The 14,468-nt window shown below is 60.8% G+C and carries 21 protein-coding genes; 2 read left to right on the top strand and 19 right to left on the bottom strand.

Annotation, left to right across the window (positions count from 1 at the left end):
- Positions 1-66: 66 nt before the first annotated feature.
- From ACWJJK_RS20930 to ACWJJK_RS20915, 4 genes are all read right to left on the bottom strand, one after another.
- Entirely contained in the window at positions 67-624 is a 558-nt protein-coding gene (locus ACWJJK_RS20930; protein ID WP_156881090.1) for a hypothetical protein, read from the bottom strand.
- A 311-nt stretch (positions 625-935) separates the two neighbouring features.
- The gene (locus ACWJJK_RS20925; protein WP_077728551.1) at positions 936-1,157 is read right to left on the bottom strand and encodes a GDCCVxC domain-containing (seleno)protein; all 222 of its coding nucleotides are present in this window, start codon (positions 1,155-1,157) and stop codon (positions 936-938) included.
- Between the two features lie 7 nt (positions 1,158-1,164).
- Positions 1,165-1,440 (bottom strand): mercury resistance system periplasmic binding protein MerP, encoded by a 276-nt coding sequence (gene merP, locus ACWJJK_RS20920; RefSeq protein ID WP_156881091.1) that lies wholly within the window; start codon positions 1,438-1,440, stop codon positions 1,165-1,167.
- Positions 1,441-1,460: 20 nt separating this feature from the next.
- The gene (locus tag ACWJJK_RS20915) at positions 1,461-1,808 is read right to left on the bottom strand and encodes a mercuric transporter MerT family protein (RefSeq protein ID WP_156881092.1); all 348 of its coding nucleotides are present in this window, start codon (positions 1,806-1,808) and stop codon (positions 1,461-1,463) included.
- A 79-nt stretch (positions 1,809-1,887) separates the two neighbouring features.
- On the opposite strand from ACWJJK_RS20915, the gene ACWJJK_RS20910 reads away from it, so the two are divergent.
- Together ACWJJK_RS20910 and merR are read left to right on the top strand one after the other, a co-directional pair.
- Positions 1,888-2,211 carry a YnfA family protein gene (locus tag ACWJJK_RS20910; protein WP_156881093.1) on the top strand — a complete coding sequence of 108 codons (324 nt, stop codon included), beginning with the start codon at positions 1,888-1,890 and terminating at the stop codon, positions 2,209-2,211.
- On the top strand, positions 2,208-2,609 hold the full coding sequence (gene merR, locus ACWJJK_RS20905; protein WP_454128457.1) for an Hg(II)-responsive transcriptional regulator: 402 nt from the start codon (positions 2,208-2,210) through the stop codon (positions 2,607-2,609). The genes ACWJJK_RS20910 and merR overlap by 4 nt, the downstream gene beginning before the upstream one ends.
- Before the next feature lie 340 nt (positions 2,610-2,949).
- Here merR and ACWJJK_RS20900 read toward each other — a convergent pair whose 3' ends face one another.
- The 15 genes from ACWJJK_RS20900 to modA (ACWJJK_RS20830) all read right to left on the bottom strand — a co-directional run bounded on the left by ACWJJK_RS20900 (position 2,950) and on the right by modA (ACWJJK_RS20830) (position 14,416).
- Positions 2,950-4,638, bottom strand: a complete 1,689-nt coding sequence (locus ACWJJK_RS20900; RefSeq protein ID WP_156881094.1) for an FAD-dependent oxidoreductase — start codon at positions 4,636-4,638, stop codon at positions 2,950-2,952.
- 507 nt (positions 4,639-5,145) lie between these two features.
- Entirely contained in the window at positions 5,146-5,691 is a 546-nt protein-coding gene (locus ACWJJK_RS20895; protein ID WP_156881095.1) for an aspartate carbamoyltransferase, read from the bottom strand.
- Positions 5,692-5,713: 22 nt separating this feature from the next.
- Positions 5,714-6,871, bottom strand: a complete 1,158-nt coding sequence (gene arsB, locus ACWJJK_RS20890) for an ACR3 family arsenite efflux transporter (RefSeq protein WP_454128456.1) — start codon at positions 6,869-6,871, stop codon at positions 5,714-5,716.
- Between the two features lie 22 nt (positions 6,872-6,893).
- The gene (locus tag ACWJJK_RS20885; protein WP_434131747.1) at positions 6,894-7,385 is read right to left on the bottom strand and encodes an arsenate reductase/protein-tyrosine-phosphatase family protein; all 492 of its coding nucleotides are present in this window, start codon (positions 7,383-7,385) and stop codon (positions 6,894-6,896) included.
- A gap of 11 nt (positions 7,386-7,396) precedes the next feature.
- Positions 7,397-7,825: an ArsI/CadI family heavy metal resistance metalloenzyme gene (locus ACWJJK_RS20880; protein WP_156881096.1), complete on the bottom strand. Its 429-nt coding sequence runs from the start codon at positions 7,823-7,825 to the stop codon at positions 7,397-7,399.
- 203 nt (positions 7,826-8,028) lie between these two features.
- Positions 8,029-8,601 (bottom strand): arsenite efflux transporter metallochaperone ArsD, encoded by a 573-nt coding sequence (arsD, locus tag ACWJJK_RS20875; RefSeq protein ID WP_454128455.1) that lies wholly within the window; start codon positions 8,599-8,601, stop codon positions 8,029-8,031.
- 43 nt (positions 8,602-8,644) lie between these two features.
- Positions 8,645-9,160: an arsenate reductase ArsC gene (locus ACWJJK_RS20870; RefSeq protein WP_454128454.1), complete on the bottom strand. Its 516-nt coding sequence runs from the start codon at positions 9,158-9,160 to the stop codon at positions 8,645-8,647.
- Positions 9,157-9,498, bottom strand: a complete 342-nt coding sequence (locus ACWJJK_RS20865) for an ArsR/SmtB family transcription factor (RefSeq protein ID WP_086134908.1) — start codon at positions 9,496-9,498, stop codon at positions 9,157-9,159. The genes ACWJJK_RS20870 and ACWJJK_RS20865 overlap by 4 nt, the downstream gene beginning before the upstream one ends.
- Before the next feature lie 231 nt (positions 9,499-9,729).
- Positions 9,730-10,542, bottom strand: coding sequence for a TOBE domain-containing protein (locus tag ACWJJK_RS20860; protein ID WP_168175332.1), 813 nt, complete (start codon positions 10,540-10,542; stop codon positions 9,730-9,732).
- 14 nt (positions 10,543-10,556) lie between these two features.
- Positions 10,557-11,465 carry an ATP-binding cassette domain-containing protein gene (locus ACWJJK_RS20855; protein WP_077728560.1) on the bottom strand — a complete coding sequence of 303 codons (909 nt, stop codon included), beginning with the start codon at positions 11,463-11,465 and terminating at the stop codon, positions 10,557-10,559.
- Complete coding sequence (gene modB, locus ACWJJK_RS20850) at positions 11,465-12,136, bottom strand: molybdate ABC transporter permease subunit (RefSeq protein ID WP_133718365.1); 672 nt, start codon at positions 12,134-12,136, stop codon at positions 11,465-11,467. The genes ACWJJK_RS20855 and modB overlap by 1 nt, the downstream gene beginning before the upstream one ends.
- The gene (locus ACWJJK_RS20845; RefSeq protein WP_208110183.1) at positions 12,126-12,539 is read right to left on the bottom strand and encodes a TOBE domain-containing protein; all 414 of its coding nucleotides are present in this window, start codon (positions 12,537-12,539) and stop codon (positions 12,126-12,128) included. Before ACWJJK_RS20845 ends, modB begins: the two co-directional genes overlap by 11 nt.
- Entirely contained in the window at positions 12,536-13,300 is a 765-nt protein-coding gene (gene modA / locus ACWJJK_RS20840; protein ID WP_454128453.1) for a molybdate ABC transporter substrate-binding protein, read from the bottom strand. Before modA (ACWJJK_RS20840) ends, ACWJJK_RS20845 begins: the two co-directional genes overlap by 4 nt.
- 100 nt (positions 13,301-13,400) lie before the next feature.
- Positions 13,401-13,637 (bottom strand): hypothetical protein, encoded by a 237-nt coding sequence (locus tag ACWJJK_RS20835; RefSeq protein ID WP_434111071.1) that lies wholly within the window; start codon positions 13,635-13,637, stop codon positions 13,401-13,403.
- Complete coding sequence (gene modA / locus ACWJJK_RS20830) at positions 13,634-14,416, bottom strand: molybdate ABC transporter substrate-binding protein (protein ID WP_347258638.1); 783 nt, start codon at positions 14,414-14,416, stop codon at positions 13,634-13,636. The genes ACWJJK_RS20835 and modA (ACWJJK_RS20830) overlap by 4 nt, the downstream gene beginning before the upstream one ends.
- Positions 14,417-14,468: the final 52 nt, after the last annotated feature.

Here is a 14,468-nt window from a genome sequence, read left to right as displayed (position 1 = left end):
CGGCGGACGCACGCAAGCGGAGTCTAGCGACGTTGCGGCCGGTCCGCTGAAACACCCTTTCGGGCTTCATCTATCCACGACGAGGTCCACGAATATGCCCGTACCGATATCGAACTCCCCGATGACCCGGATGGTGCCGGGGTGATAGTCGTCATAGACGATCACGTGGACGTGGTCGGCCCTATCCCTCGGATGCCGGATGAGCCAGGCGCCCGGCGGAACCTTGACGCGCAACCGATGGCACTGGCCGGGAGGAGGCTGGTGCCCGGCAGGTCGGCCCGGATACCAGACGCGGCATTCGCCCGGAGGGGGATAATGCCCCGGCGGGATATCGAGGCGGGTGTAGCCGTGTTCGTGGAAGTAAGGGTCATGCCTATCATCCCTCCAATCTTTCCTGTAGCCCCGATGTTGTTTCTCCTTCCATTCCTTTTCCGAGTAATACCCGTCCGTTCCCTTCTGCCGGTCCTTCCCGCCTTCCCGTGATTGTTTTTCCTTCCAGTCGTTCTCCAGGTAATGTCTGTCGTTTCCCTTTCCAGACTCGTCCTTTCCTTCGTCTGCCGCCGTCGTGCCGAAACCGCAAACGGCCAAGGCGATGGATAGCATTAGCGTGTTCGATATGTTCATTATTTTTCTCCAAAACGCATATCGGCACCGCGGGCTGGTTTGCTGGTTCCCAAGGCTCCCGCTTGGGTACTGGCAATCCCGTTTCCACAGTATTCGCCGAGGGCTAACTCTCAGAACGCTGAGCGTGCGCTCCGGATGTCGGGTAGTCAATACTAGGAAAGTTGCAGCCGCAACCGTCTCGGGCTCCTTGATATATCAGCCTGGCTTAGAGCCTATCCCGGTACGTCGCTCGTCCTGAGCTTATCGAAGGGTTTCGAGGATCTACCGGGATAGGCTCTAAGTCTCCGCATGACGACCCTCGAAATGTTCCTTCAGCCGCAACATCCCCCATGCTTGCGGTGTTCCTGTACCGGCGGGCATTTTACCGATCCGTAGGAACAGAACACGCAGCAATCCCCGGCTTCGGGACGCAGCAGCGTCTTGCAGTTGGTGCATTCGTAATAGAACTGGCAAGCATCCGTCGGCATGGTTTCCAGCCTAGCAAAACCGCATGCGGGACATGTGAGAAGGGATTCGAGAATGACTGTGCTCATGGTCGTCCTAGGGGTGAAGAGTCGATGGGTAGCGGGCGTCCGTAGTCGCCTTGGTAAGTGCGGCCGGGCCGGTCCGATCCGGATCGTAAGTGACCGTAGCTGTTTTCCGGTCGAAATCGATTTTGGCGTCTGTTACGCCCGGTACCTGTTCCAACGCCTTGCTGACGGTAATCGGGCAGACCGCACAACTCATGTTTTGCACATCGAGCACGACAGTGTGTGGTTCCCCGGAAAACGTTACCAGTGGCAGCCACGCGATCGCGAGCGTGATGATCTGGCGCATCGTTGTGTCCTCCTATTCAGTCAGTAGAAAAGTGGTGCGATCCATGGTCCGGCCATGAGCCCGAGCGATAACAAGCTGACTACCCAGAAGGTCAGACGCTGTTGCTTGATGATCGAGGCGGCGTGGCAGGCTGAGGTGGGTTCGCAGACCTGAGGCGTGAGGTAAAGCTTGCGGAATGCCAGAGCGATGAACAGCAGCGCAGCCGCCACAAAAAGGGGGCGGAAAGGCTGCAAGGCGGTTAAGCCGCTGATCCAGGCGCCGCCGATGCCCAAGGAGAGCAGGATCAAGGGGCCGAGACAACACAGCGAGGCGCCGATTGCGGCCAGCGCACCAACCATCAGCGAGCTTTTTGCGTTCAGTGAGGACATTTTGCATCTCCAAACCGGTAGTGTTGGCTTCAGTCTAAATGCCGTACCATGGTACGGAATCAAGCGGTTTTTTGACGAGATGACCACTTCTCTGTTTTTTACCCTGGCTGCCTTCTTCGAAATCGCTGGCTGCTTTGCTTTCTGGAGTGTCTGGAGGTTGGGCAAGCCTTGGCCGTGGCTCAATGCCGGCATCGTCAGCCTATGCCTGTTCGCCTGGTTGTTGACCCGTGTCGAAGTCGATGCGGCGGGCCGAGCCTATGCGGTCTATGGCGGCGTGTACATCGCCGCTTCGCTCGTGTGGCTTTGGTGGGTCGAAGGCAATCGGCCCGATCACTGGGACATCATTGGGGCGACTGTTTGTCTCGTGGGTGCGGCCATCATCCTGTGGGGGCCGCGATCATGATGGCGCCGACATTCACCATTGGACGCCTGGCCAAGCAAGCCGGAGTGAACGTGGAAACCGTCCGCTATTATCAGCGGCGAGGGTTGTTGGATCAGCCCGACAAACCGCTGGACGGAGCGCGTCGCTACCCCGTGACTGCGGTCGAACGGATCCGGTTCATCAAGCGGGCGCAGGCGCTGGGATTCACTCTGGAAGAAATCGCCGTATTGCTTCGGCTCGATGAAGCCTGCGCCTGCTCTGAAACGCGGGAACTGGCCGTGCGTAAGCTAGCCCTGATCGAGCGTAAGCTCGCTGATCTGCGCGCCATGCGCGATGTCCTGAAAGAACTGGTGCATCAATGCGATGAAGGAGCGAGACCACCCCCTTGTCCGATCATCCGGTCCCTGGCGCAGAATTAGGAACTCGCTCCAAACCGCTGCTTGCCTTGCCCGGGCCATCGACAACAAATACCAAGAATCGCGCCTCCGCTGCTGGCGGCGCTGCTCGCCCGCGAACGCCGGCAGGCCTGACGGATTTTCAGGCCGAAATCATCGCCGAGGTGCTGAATATGGCGGCCTCTTCGCCAACACCGTCCACCAAGTATGTCGGGGGCTGCCAGTGGCGGATAAACGCGGATAACTTTGCACGCCCAGGCCCCGCGATACCCAAAAGCCGATGAAGCGCCTATACGGGGCTCTCATCGAATGCTTACGATCTGAAAAGAGACCTTGGTTGGCCTTTGCGGACGGCTGTGCTCAACTACCACCGATCACCGGCCCGCATCCGAGCCCGGTAGGTCTGCATCCCACCCGAAAGCACCTTGACCTGAAGGCGGTTCTGCGCCAATAGCCGAAAGGCGTAATAAGCGCGTTGTCCGACGCCGCAGATCAGCCAGATTTCGCGGTCCTGCGGCAGTTCGTGAAGCCTGTCGCGCAGGGTCTCGAGCGGCAGGTTTCGTGCGTTCGGGATGTGGCCTCCGGCAAACTCGGTTTCGCTTCGAACGTCCACCAGCAGGGCAGAGGTGGTCGCCAGTTCCTCCCAATCCGCCAGGGGGAAATCCCCGCGCAGATGGTTGGCGGCGATCATGCCGGCCAGATTGACGGGGTCCTTGGCGGCGCCGAACTGGGGGGCGTAGCAGAGCTCCAGGTCCTCCAGGTCGAATACCGAAGCTCCTTCCATCATGGCCGTGGCGATGACATCGATGCGCCGCGCCACATCGAGCTCGCCCACGGCTTGCGCGCCCAGAATCCTGCCGTCGGTCTCGGAGAACAGCAGTTTCATGTGAATCGGCTTGGCGCCCGGAAAATAGCTCGCATGGTGGCCGGGATGCAGGTAGATCTTTTGGTAATTCATGCCGGCTCGCCTAAGCAGCTTTTCGTTGGCGCCGGTACACGCGATGGTGAGTCCGAACACTTCGCACACGGCGGTTCCGAGAACGCCGTCGAATCTCAGGGGAGGCGGTGCACTGTTGCTGCGATCGAAATGATGAAGAATGGCGGTGGCCGCCACGCGCCCCTGCCGGTTGGCGGGGCCGGCCAGCGGGACGAGCTGCCATTCTCCGGTGACGCGGTTTTTCACTTCGATCACATCGCCCACGGCCCAGATGGCGGCATCGCTGGTACGCATGTATTCATCGACCCGGATGCCGCCCAGGGCGCCCAGTTCCAAGCCGGCGTCGGCCGCTAGTCCCGATTCCGGGCGCACGCCGATGCCGAGGACGACCAGATCGGCGGAGATGGTGTCGCCCTTGGATGTAAGCACGTTCAAACCGCGCTCCGGGTGCTGGTCGAAGGCCGCGACGCCTTCGCCCAGTCTGAGGCTGACGCCGCGGGATTTCAGCCGTTCGGCGGCATAGGCCGCCATTTCAGGGTCGAGCGGCGGCAACACCTGGTCGGCCAGTTCCAGCAAGGTGACCTCGAGCCCCAGTCCGACCAGATTCTCGGCCATTTCGAGGCCTATGAATCCGCCGCCCACGATCAGCGCGCGGGAGGCCCTGGCCGTTGCTGCCTTGATCTTCCGGCTGTCCGGAATATTGCGCAACACGTGGATGCCGGGCAGGTCGATGCCGGGCAGAGGCGGACGGACGGGCTTGGCGCCGGTCGCGAGGACCAGCGCGTCGTAAGGTTCTTGTCGCGTCGCGCCCGTCTTGAGATCGCGCACCTCGATCGTTTTGGCTTGCCTATCGATGCGGGTGACCTCGGTTTCGGTGTGCACGTCGATGTTGAAGCGGTGCTTGAAGAGCTCCGGACTTGCCACCAGCAATTTGGCTTCCGATTCGATCACGTCGCCCACGAAATAAGGCAGGCCGCAGTTGGCGAAGGACACGTGCGGTCCGCGTTCGAACACGAGGATCTCGCAGGTTTCGCACAGCCGGCGCGCCCGAGCCGCACAAGTGGCGCCGCCGGCCACGCCGCCGACGATGAGGATGCGTTTTTTCGTGGCGTTCATGAGATCGAATCTCCAGTCAGCGAGTTGCGTTAGGTATTCACGGGCTAATGTCCGAGCCAGGACGGCCGATTGTAGCGCTCGCGACGGGGCGGCAACACCGTTAGAACACCCTTGGTCCGAGATAGTGACGCGTGGCTGGGTAGGCCGGAACAAGGCGATAGCCAGTTCCGGCGCTCGATCTACGAACTGGCGTCACCGAGTAGGTCAGTAATCCTTGCCGAACACAAGGAGTCGGCACGTGGAATCGTCGGCAAGGGGTTGCCGACATACCAACCTGTGCCGCCAAGTAGGTCGGGAATCCTTTCCCGACGTAGCAGGCTTGCGAGCGTAGTTGTCGGCAAAGGATTGCCGACCTATGAATGCTGCGAACAGGGGGTGCCAATGTGGTCAGGAGGCCTTGCCGAACATCCCAGGGCGGCGCATGGCATCGTCGGCAAAGGATTGCCGACCTACAAATGCCATGTATCGAAAGTAGGCTGGGATGACGAAGGAATCCCAGCAATCCCGCTAGTTATCATGCATGGGATGCATGGGATGCATGGTGCCGTGAGGATGTCCCGGCATGGCATCCGGGCCGTGCTCGGCGAGCTGGGCGTCGAACCGTCGGTGTACGGCGGCGATCAGAGCGGGATCGCCGGATGAATAAACGATCTCCGCTCCATTCGGGAGTTCGCGGTATTCCACGTGCAATGTTCCCGGTTGGGCGTTTTTCAGCTCGGCGAGGCCCGGCATGTTTTCACCATGGATACGCGCCGGATCGGAAAAATCGCCGCGGGCGAATTCCTCGGAAATCTTCGTCAGGTGCTGCCGGATGAGTTTGATCTGCCCGGCATTGGCCGGGGCCCGGACGACGACTTGCTGCACCCCTCCCGTTTCGGTCTTGGTAAAAACGTGCTGGGTTTGCTTGAGGTCGAAGGGCATGACCTCGGCCCCGCGTTTCGAGATTTCCTCCACGCGTTCCGGACTTGCCGTCTGTGCCGGCACCACTGTGGGTAATCCAAGAGCGAGAACGATCCCGGCAAATGCCCAAAGTCTTCGATTACGGCCTTGCATGACACGATCTCCAGTCAATTCGTCAATGCCCGGTTTTCAGATGCGCCGGACAGCATTCTTCGTAGCCCGGCACGCCCGTGCGGCGTTCGTACCAGGCGCGGCTGCGGTTGACCACGCCGACGGCGAGCAGCATCACCGGCACTTCGATCAAGACGCCGACCACTGTTGCGAGTGCCGCGCCGGATTCGAAGCCGAACAGGGCGATGGCGGTGGCCACGGCCAGCTCGAAGAAGTTGCTGGCGCCGATCAGCGCCGAAGGACCCGCCACGCAATGGGGCGAGCGTACGGCCCGGTTCAGGAGGTAAGCCAGTCCCGAGTTGAAAAACACCTGGATCAGGATGGGTACGGCCAGGAGCAGGATCACAATCGGTTGAGTCAGGATCTGCTCGCCCTGGAAACCGAACAGCAGCACCAGGGTGGCCAATAGCGCCGTCAGCGAGACAGGGTGCAGTACTTTCAGCAGCCGGTCCAGACGGGCGTATCCGTCCCCGTGGCGCAGAACCGCCATACGCAAGAGGTTGGCCAGGATCAGGGGTACGACGATGTACAGCAGCACCGACAGGAGCAGCGTGTCCCAGGGCACGGTGATCGCCGACAGCCCCAACAGCAAGCCGACGATGGGCGCGAAGGCGAAAATCATGATGATGTCGTTGAGCGCCACCTGGGACAGGGTGTAATGGGGCTCGCCGCGCGACAAATGACTCCAGACGAACACCATGGCCGTGCACGGCGCTGCGGCCAGGAGGATCAGCCCGGCGATGTAGGAATCGATCTGATCCGCCGGCAGCCAGGGCCGGAACAACTGACCAATGAAAAGCCAGCCCAGGAGCGCCATGGAAAACGGTTTCACGCCCCAGTTGACGAACAGGGTCACGCCCACCCCGCGCCAGTGCTTCACGACTCCTTTCAGCGCCTTGAGGTCCACCTTGACCAGCATGGGGATGATCATCAGCCAGATCAGCACCGCAACCGGCAAATTGATCTTCGCCATTTCCAGCCGTCCCACGGTTTGGAACGCTGCGGGGAAAAGTTGCCCCAGCCCTATGCCGGCGACGATGCAGAGGAATACCCAGACCGTCAGATAGCGGTCGAACAGGCTCATGCCTTTGGCTTTTTCGCCCGGCCCGCGATCAGAGGGACGGACGCTTCGGGTTGTATTTCGGAATTTCTGTTTGTTCATGGCGGTAGCTTTCGCAAGCGGGTCAAAGAGTTTCCGTTCCGATGCGGTTGAGCGCCTCGGCCAGTTCCGACCGGGAGATCCTTTCCACCGGCAGCGCCAGCAGTCGGCGGATACGTTTTTCGAGGGCCGTGTAGGTCGCTTCGAAAGCGGCTTCGATGGTCTCGGGACTGCCGGTGACGTGGGCCGGGTCCGGCAAGCCCCAGTGCCCGCGAACGGCCGATCCCAGGTAAACCGGGCAGGCTTCCCCCGCCGCCGAATCGCAGACCGTGATCAGGATGTCGATCGGCGTGTCTTCGAGTGCGTCCCAGGACTTGCTGGCATAGCCTTCGGTCGGGAGTCCGTGGCGGGCCAGCGTCGCCAGGGCGTTCGGGTTGACCCGGCCGGTCGGATGGCTGCCGGCGCTGAAAGCGCGAAAACGTCCCGCGCCCAGCCGGTTGATCAGGGCTTCGCCCAGGATGCTGCGGCAGGAATTGCCGGTGCAGAGTACGAGAACGTTCAGCGGACGCGGGTTCACGGATGGATTCCTTATTTTGAAGGGCTGCAGCAGCTCGAGGCGGATTTGATCTGTATGGCCGTGTCTTTGCCGAAGGTCGGTATGCTGCTCAGCGAGTGAAAGGCCTCCCAGGCGATGCCTTGGGGATCGACGGTCCAGTATTTGTCGGACTGGGCGTAGCAGCAGGCGGCTTGTTTTTGCGCCTCGACCGGCAGGGCCGCTTCGCTCAGGCCGCGGTTGACCTCTTCCAGCTCCTCGCCGGATTCGACCTGGAGCCCCAGGTGATCCAGGCCGAGCCGGCTTCCCCGCGCGGAAATGGCGAAGTTGATGCGGGGATCGTCCAGCATCCACTTGGCGTAGTCGTCTTTCAGGACGCTGGGCTCGGTCTGGAACAAGGCGCTGTAGAAACGGATGTTCTTTTCGAGATCGTCGACGGCGATATGGACATGGAATCTTTTCATGGCAAATGCTCCGATAGGTTACTCAGGTTTCGCGGACATCATTCTTGCGGATTCAACTTCACGTAACGGCGGTTCTGCCGACATCTCGGCCAGTGCCCGTTGTTGCACCGACGGCGAGGATAGTCTTGCCCGCGTCGCCCTTGCCGATGAGAACAGGAGCGCGGGAGCAGTTCGAAGAACCGCACGTTCGTCATCGCGGCACCTTAGCCGCAGCAACTCTGCACAACTGGAAGCTCGACCGGGTCTTCTTCGAGAAAACGGTGCGCCAGTTGCAACATCGCCTTTGCGGGCGTCTCCTTCACGCTCTGGGCGGTCTTCACGGCGAGCATCATGTCATCGCGCGAGACCCCCAGCTTCTTCGCCTGCTGAAAGTGATATTTGAAACAGGGCTCGCAGTTGGCGGCAATCGCGGCCCCGATCGCAACGAGTTCGGCGACGGCGTCCGTATAAATGTTGGGCGCAGGCGTTTCGATGTTCAGTCCTGCCAGGGACGCCAGTTCCGCTCGGGCCGGATATCTGCCCTTGCTGCCGATTTGGCCGTCCACCAGAAGCAAAGGCAGGCATTCGTTACCTTCCTTCTCCAGCCAGGCCTTCACGACCGGATTCGCCGCGAACGCTTGCGGGGCCTGGGAAAGGTTATGGCGGGCGACCTCGACGCCTTGTTCCGACAGCCACTGCACATCGGCGGCGAATTGCGCGAGAACGGGGTCGACCTCAACCCCGCACACGCCCGTGCTGCAGCATAGAGCGGGATCGTAGATTTCGAGCTTTTTCATGGGATTTCCTCTTATGCAAGTGATGAGGTGGGAAGTGAAAAGGCTATTCGCCATGTTGCGGTATATCGACACGTCCGATCTCGCGGACTTTTTGCTCCAGCGCGAGCCGTTCCAAACTCGCGGGATTAAGGCTCGCGAACAAGGTGACGCGCCGATGAAGAACGGCGAAGGCTTTCGCGAAAGCCAGGCGCTTTTCGTCATCGGAACCGGTGACCGCCGCGGGATCGGGCACGCCCCAATGGGCCGTGATCGGCTGTCCGGGCCAGGCCGGGCAAACTTCGCCCGCTGCGTTATCGCAAACGGTGATGACGAAATCCAAATCCGGTGCGTCGGCTTGCGCGAATTCGTTCCAGTGCTTGCTCCGTGCGCCAGTGGCGGGAATTCCTTCTTTTGCCAGCCTTTCCAGGGCAAACGGGTTGACCGTTCCCGCCGGGTGACTGCCCGCGCTGAAGGCGCGGAAACGGCCCTGGCCAATTTGGTTCAATAAGGCTTCCGCCATGATGCTGCGCGCCGAGTTGCCGGTGCACAGGAAAAGTACGGTAAAGGTTTTGTCGGTCATGCCTGGGTTTCCTCGATGCCGGCGCAATCGGATGTGGCGGTCGGCTTGCAGGGCTTGCCGCTGCAGCAGTTTTCGGTCAGAAAGCCGAGCAGCTCGTTCATGGTCCGGAAATTGGCCGAATAGATGACGTAGCGGCTTTCCTGCCGGGACGAAACGAGATCGGCGTGGGCGAGTTCCTTCATGTGGAAGGAGAGCGAAGAGGGCGGAATGCCCAGCGTCTCGCTGATCTTCCCGGCGGACAAGCCTTCCGGCCCGGTTTGCACCAACAGGCGGAAGACGGCCAGGCGGGATTCCTGGGCGAGCGCTGCGAGGGCGGTGACGACTGATTTGATTTCCATGGTTCAAAGATTATAGAAATATAAAATAATTGCAAGCGGAATTTTCTCTCGTCCCCAATCTCCGGATTGGGAACGCTACCCTGGAAGCCCCCGCTTCCCGAACGACAGCAAGCAAGAGCTTGCAAGACCGGGTTCCCAAGCCCGAAAGCTTGGGAACCCGTAGAAAAAGAACTAGGCCGGATCGAGCCGTTCGTCTCGGCTCAGGACAAGCTTATCCCGGCCTACGCGGGCTCAGTCCGCGACTCCCAGTATGACCGACCCGGCCTTGAACACGGCATGGGCCGCATCGCCCTCGCGCAGCCCCATCGAGTCCACGCTCTCGTTGGTGATGGTGGCGGCGATCGAATCGCCGCCCGCCAGTTCGATCACCACTTCGGAATTCACCGCGCCCTTTTGAATGCGCTTGACCGTCCCTTTCAACTGATTGCGCGCCGATAGGCGGTATCCGCCGAAATCCTTGACGATCATGACCAGCGGGGCCTTGATCAGCGCCATCGCGTCGTCGCCGTTCCTGACGCCCAGCGATTCCGCCGATTCCTTGGTGATGGCCGACACGATCGTTTCTCCGCCCTTGAGTCCTATGCATACTTCCACGGTGACCGCGCCGGTACGGATGTCGGTCACTTTGCCGAAGAGCTGGTTGCGCGCGCTTGCTTTCACGTTCAATCTCCTGAATAAGAAAATGAGGTTCGGGTTGTCCGCCAGTTGCCGGTTTTTCGCATCCAGGAAGCGGCGGTGTTCTTCCTGTAATCCGGTAAAAAGCGCCAATAACTCCCGGCCGACGGCGGTGAGCTTGGTGCCCCCTCCGTGGCGGCCGCCCACGGCGGTGGAAACCAGAAGCTCCGGCGACAGGTTGTTGGCCCGCTCCACCATTTCCCAGGCGCCTTTGTAACTTAGGCCCACATCTTTTGCTGCCCGGTTGATGGAACCTGTTTTTCCGATGGCGGCGAGCAATCGAAAGAGACGTTCGTTGAGGCCGCCGATCAGTCGGAGTTCGCCCTCGACCAAGGCGGGCGGATCGATCTTGTGATTCGGATTCGTCATCGATTGTTGGCTCTTCATGAACGGGATGGGGAGAGGCGGCCGGGATTCCGATCCACTTTCATCACGAGCGGATTGAAGGCTTTGGAAACCAGCATGACCGTGTCGCCGACTTGGATGTCCTGCATTTCCTGTGCCGTGGCGATCACTTGCACCACCCGGTTGCCGATCAGGATCGAGAGCGTGAACACGACGTCGTTGGGCTCGACCGCGAGCACTTCGCCGGTGAACTGAAATTTTCCGCTGATCCGGCGATTGCTGAAAACCTCGGCGGGGCGTCCGCGGGCGACCGTTCGGCCGCCCTCGATGACGATGACCCGATCGGACAGCCTGTAAACTTCGCCGAGGTCGTGGCTGACCATCAGGGTGGTCATCCTGAAATGCCGCTGTATCCGCAGAATTTCGTTTTGAAGGCGTTGGCGGGTTTCACCGTCCAGGGCGGAAAGCGGCTCGTCCAGCAGCAAGAGCCGGGGTCTCCGGGCCAAGGCGCGGGCCAGCGCCACCCGCTGTTGTTGTCCCCCGGACAGGGTGGTCGGGAGGCGCCGCTCCAGTTCCCGTATGTCCATCAGCTCCAGGAGTTCGTCCAGATAGCGTTCGTCCTTGGGATCCCCCAGCGCGATGCGGAGATTCTCGCGTACGCTCAGATTCGGAAAAAGGGCATAGTCCTGGAATACGAAACCGACTCGGCGCTTCTGGGGCGGGATGTCGATGCCCTTGGTCCGGTCGAACCAGATCTCGCCGCCTACGGCGATTCTGCCGTGATCGGGCTCGGTCAGCCCGGCGATGCAGCGAAGGCAAGTGGTTTTTCCGACGCCCGACCGTCCGAACAAGGTGAGAAACTGTCCGGTCTCGGCTTCGAGCTCGATGTCCAGGGTCACGTTCCCTTCCGCGGTGTGCAGGTTTTTTCGCAGCGATAGTTCCAGCATCAATGGGGTCCCAATGCGCGTTTGTTGATGAAAAATACCGCAAGCAGTATGGAGAAGCTCAGGGCGAACAAGACGAACGCATAAAAATTGGCCGCATCGTAGTTGAGCGATTCCACCTCATCGTAAATGGCGATGGAAGCCACTCGGGTCACGCCCGGAATGCTGCCGCCCATCATCAGCACCACGCCGAATTCGCCGATGGTATGGGCGAAACTGATCACGGCTCCGGCAAGCAGGGAGGGCTTGATGTTGGGCAGCAGAATCCGCGTCAGGGTTTTCCAGCGCGACAAGCCGAGCGTGTAGGCCGCCTCCGTGAGGCTGCGCGGCAGGTTCTGAAAACCCGACTGCACCGGGTGGACCATGAACGGCAGGCTGAACAATACGGACGCGACGACTAGTCCTTCGAAACTGAACACGAGCCGCAGCCCGAAGGTCTCGTCCAGAAAACGGCCGAAGGCGTTTTTGGGGCTGAAAGCCAGGAGCAGATAAAAGCCGAGCACCGAGGGCGGCAAGACCAAGGGCATGGCGACCAGGGCTTCCACCGCCGCCTTCAGGCGAAAGCGGCCGAAAGCCAGCCAGTAAGCCAGGGGCACGCCGATGAGGAACAATATCGCCGTCGTGACCGTGGCGAGCTTCAGAGTGAGGATCAGGGGTTGCCAATCATAGGTCATCGGCGCGTTCCCCCAGCATGACCTCGTTGGCCTTGACCAAGGCCTCGACGCGATCGCCCACGGCCAATTCCAGCCGCTCGGCGGCCCGGCGAGTGATAACGGACACCAGGCGGTGGCCTCCGCAATCGAGCGTCACCTCGGCCAATAGCTTGCCCTTGCGGATGTCGGCGATTTCGCCCTGTAGCCGGTTGCGCAGGCTCAGGCGACCGCTCAAGTCTTTGCCGAGCGAAACTTCCGTTTCCTTGAACAGGACCGATACGGCGTTGCCCGCTTCGAGATAGGGAGCGGATTCCGCCGTTTCCACCAGCATCGCGGTCAGCGTGTTTTCTCCCACGGCGACATCGACCAGCGAAATATCCCCTTCGCTGGCGACGGCAACGATGATTCCCGGCAATCGGTTCACGGCAGCCGATACCCTTGCCGGGCGAAGATGTCCCGTGCGGTCCGAGAAAACAGGAAGTCGAAAAAGCGTTTCGCCGCCGCGGGCCGATGTTCCTCCCCGTGCTTCAGAATGACGGCGGCCTGGGCGATGGGTCGATAGGCTTCCTCGGGAATTTCCATCCAGTGTCCCCGGTCCTTCAGCGCCGCCGTCAACACCGTGGACTTCGCGGTCAAGCCGATCTCGGCCGCCTGTGACAGCACGAACTGGTTGACCTGGGGAACGGTCTCGCCGTAAACGATTTTCTCTTGGAGAGCGGACAGCAACCGATAGTGGCGCAGAGCCTCCATGGCCGCCCGGCCATAAGGCGCGCCCTTCGGATTGGCGAGAGCGATTTTGCGGATGCCAGGCGCCTTGAGCACCGCGGTCAAGCCCTTGTCGAAGGCGACGTCGCCGAGGGTCCACGCCACCAGCGCCCCGTAGACGTAGACCCTGGGCGGCGTGACGGCCAAACCGGATTTGTACAGATGCTCGGGATAACTGACATCCGCCGAAACGAAGACATCGAAGGGCGCGCCCTGTTCGACCTGGGCGGCGATCTTGCCCGAGGACGTGAACACCGGCTCGATCTCGATGCCGGATTCCTGCTCGAAAGCCTGTTTCAGTTCCGGAAAGTTGGCCTGAATGCCCGCCGCGGCGGCCACCGTCAGAGTGTCCCGCGCCGCGAGCGGCGGCGCTGTGGCCAAAAGGCAAATGGAAAGTACGAAGAACGGGTGTTTCATCATAGGACCTTTGAATATCGTCAAACAAAAACACGTTCACCGATAGCCGATTCGGTAGCGCCGTGTCCGCCGAACATCGCGACGGTAAGCGAGAACATGGCGATTATCCAGCGCGCCACATCTTGATCACCGACAACGCCAGACTGACGAACTTGTTGACGATGACCGCTTCCAGGGCCGGGAATTGAAATGTCCCGATGAGCAGCGGCAAGCGGAATTCCGCGCCTCCCAGTCCGATCAGGCCGCCCAGGGTAACGATTAGCGCCCCGCCGCCGAAGGCGGATACCCCGCGCCGCGTCGTCGCGGGCGCAGTGAGATTCGGATCGGCGTGCCGACTCATAGCGCGGGCGCCGCTTCGCCCGGCAGAACAAAGCCGTAGCGACGGAAGATCGCCCGCGCCGGTTCGGCGGCGACGAATTCGGCGAACGTCTCGGCCAATGGATTGTTCTCGGCCCGCTTGACGACGACGTAGGCCTGATCCAGAGGGGAATGCAGATTCTCCGGAACCAGCGAATACCCGCCTTTCTCCTTCAGCGCGGGACTCACGGCCAGCGACAGGGCGATGATGCCGACATCGGCGGCGCCGGTCTCGGCGAACTGGGCGGTCTGCGCCACGTTTTCGCCGAACACCAATTTCTTTTCCACTTTCGACCACAGACCGGCTTTCTTCAGTGCCTCCTCCGCACGCATGCCGTAGGGGGCATGCTTGGGATTGGCGATGGCGATCCTGGTGATTTGGGGACTGTCCAAGTTCTTAAGTGTCATCTTGCTGGCGTCGGTCCGTGCACTCCACAGCACGATGCGGCCGCGGGCGTACATCCTGACCTCGGAAGCCGTCAGCCCCTGCTCTTTAAGCTTTTCCGGAAACTTGATGTCGGCCGAAAAGAAGATGTCGAAAGGCGCTTCGTGCACGATTTGTTCGTAAAACTTGCCGGACGAACCGGTGACGAGATCCACCGTCGCCTCCGGGTGGCGGTCTTTGAAGGATGTCACGATTTCGTCCATTGCATACTTGAGATCCGCCGCGGCGGCGATGGTGAGCTTGCCTGTCTCGGCGCCCTGAGCGGTGTGGCCTATGGTTATCAGATGGAGCAAAAAGATCAATAAGAAGCGATGCATGGCTGAGTTCTCCACAGTTTGAACAGATCGGGTTTTTCGAGAAATCCGGGTT

It is taken from the genome of Methylocaldum gracile (assembly GCF_053646815.1).
This window is presented reverse-complemented; position numbering and strand designations above follow the sequence as displayed.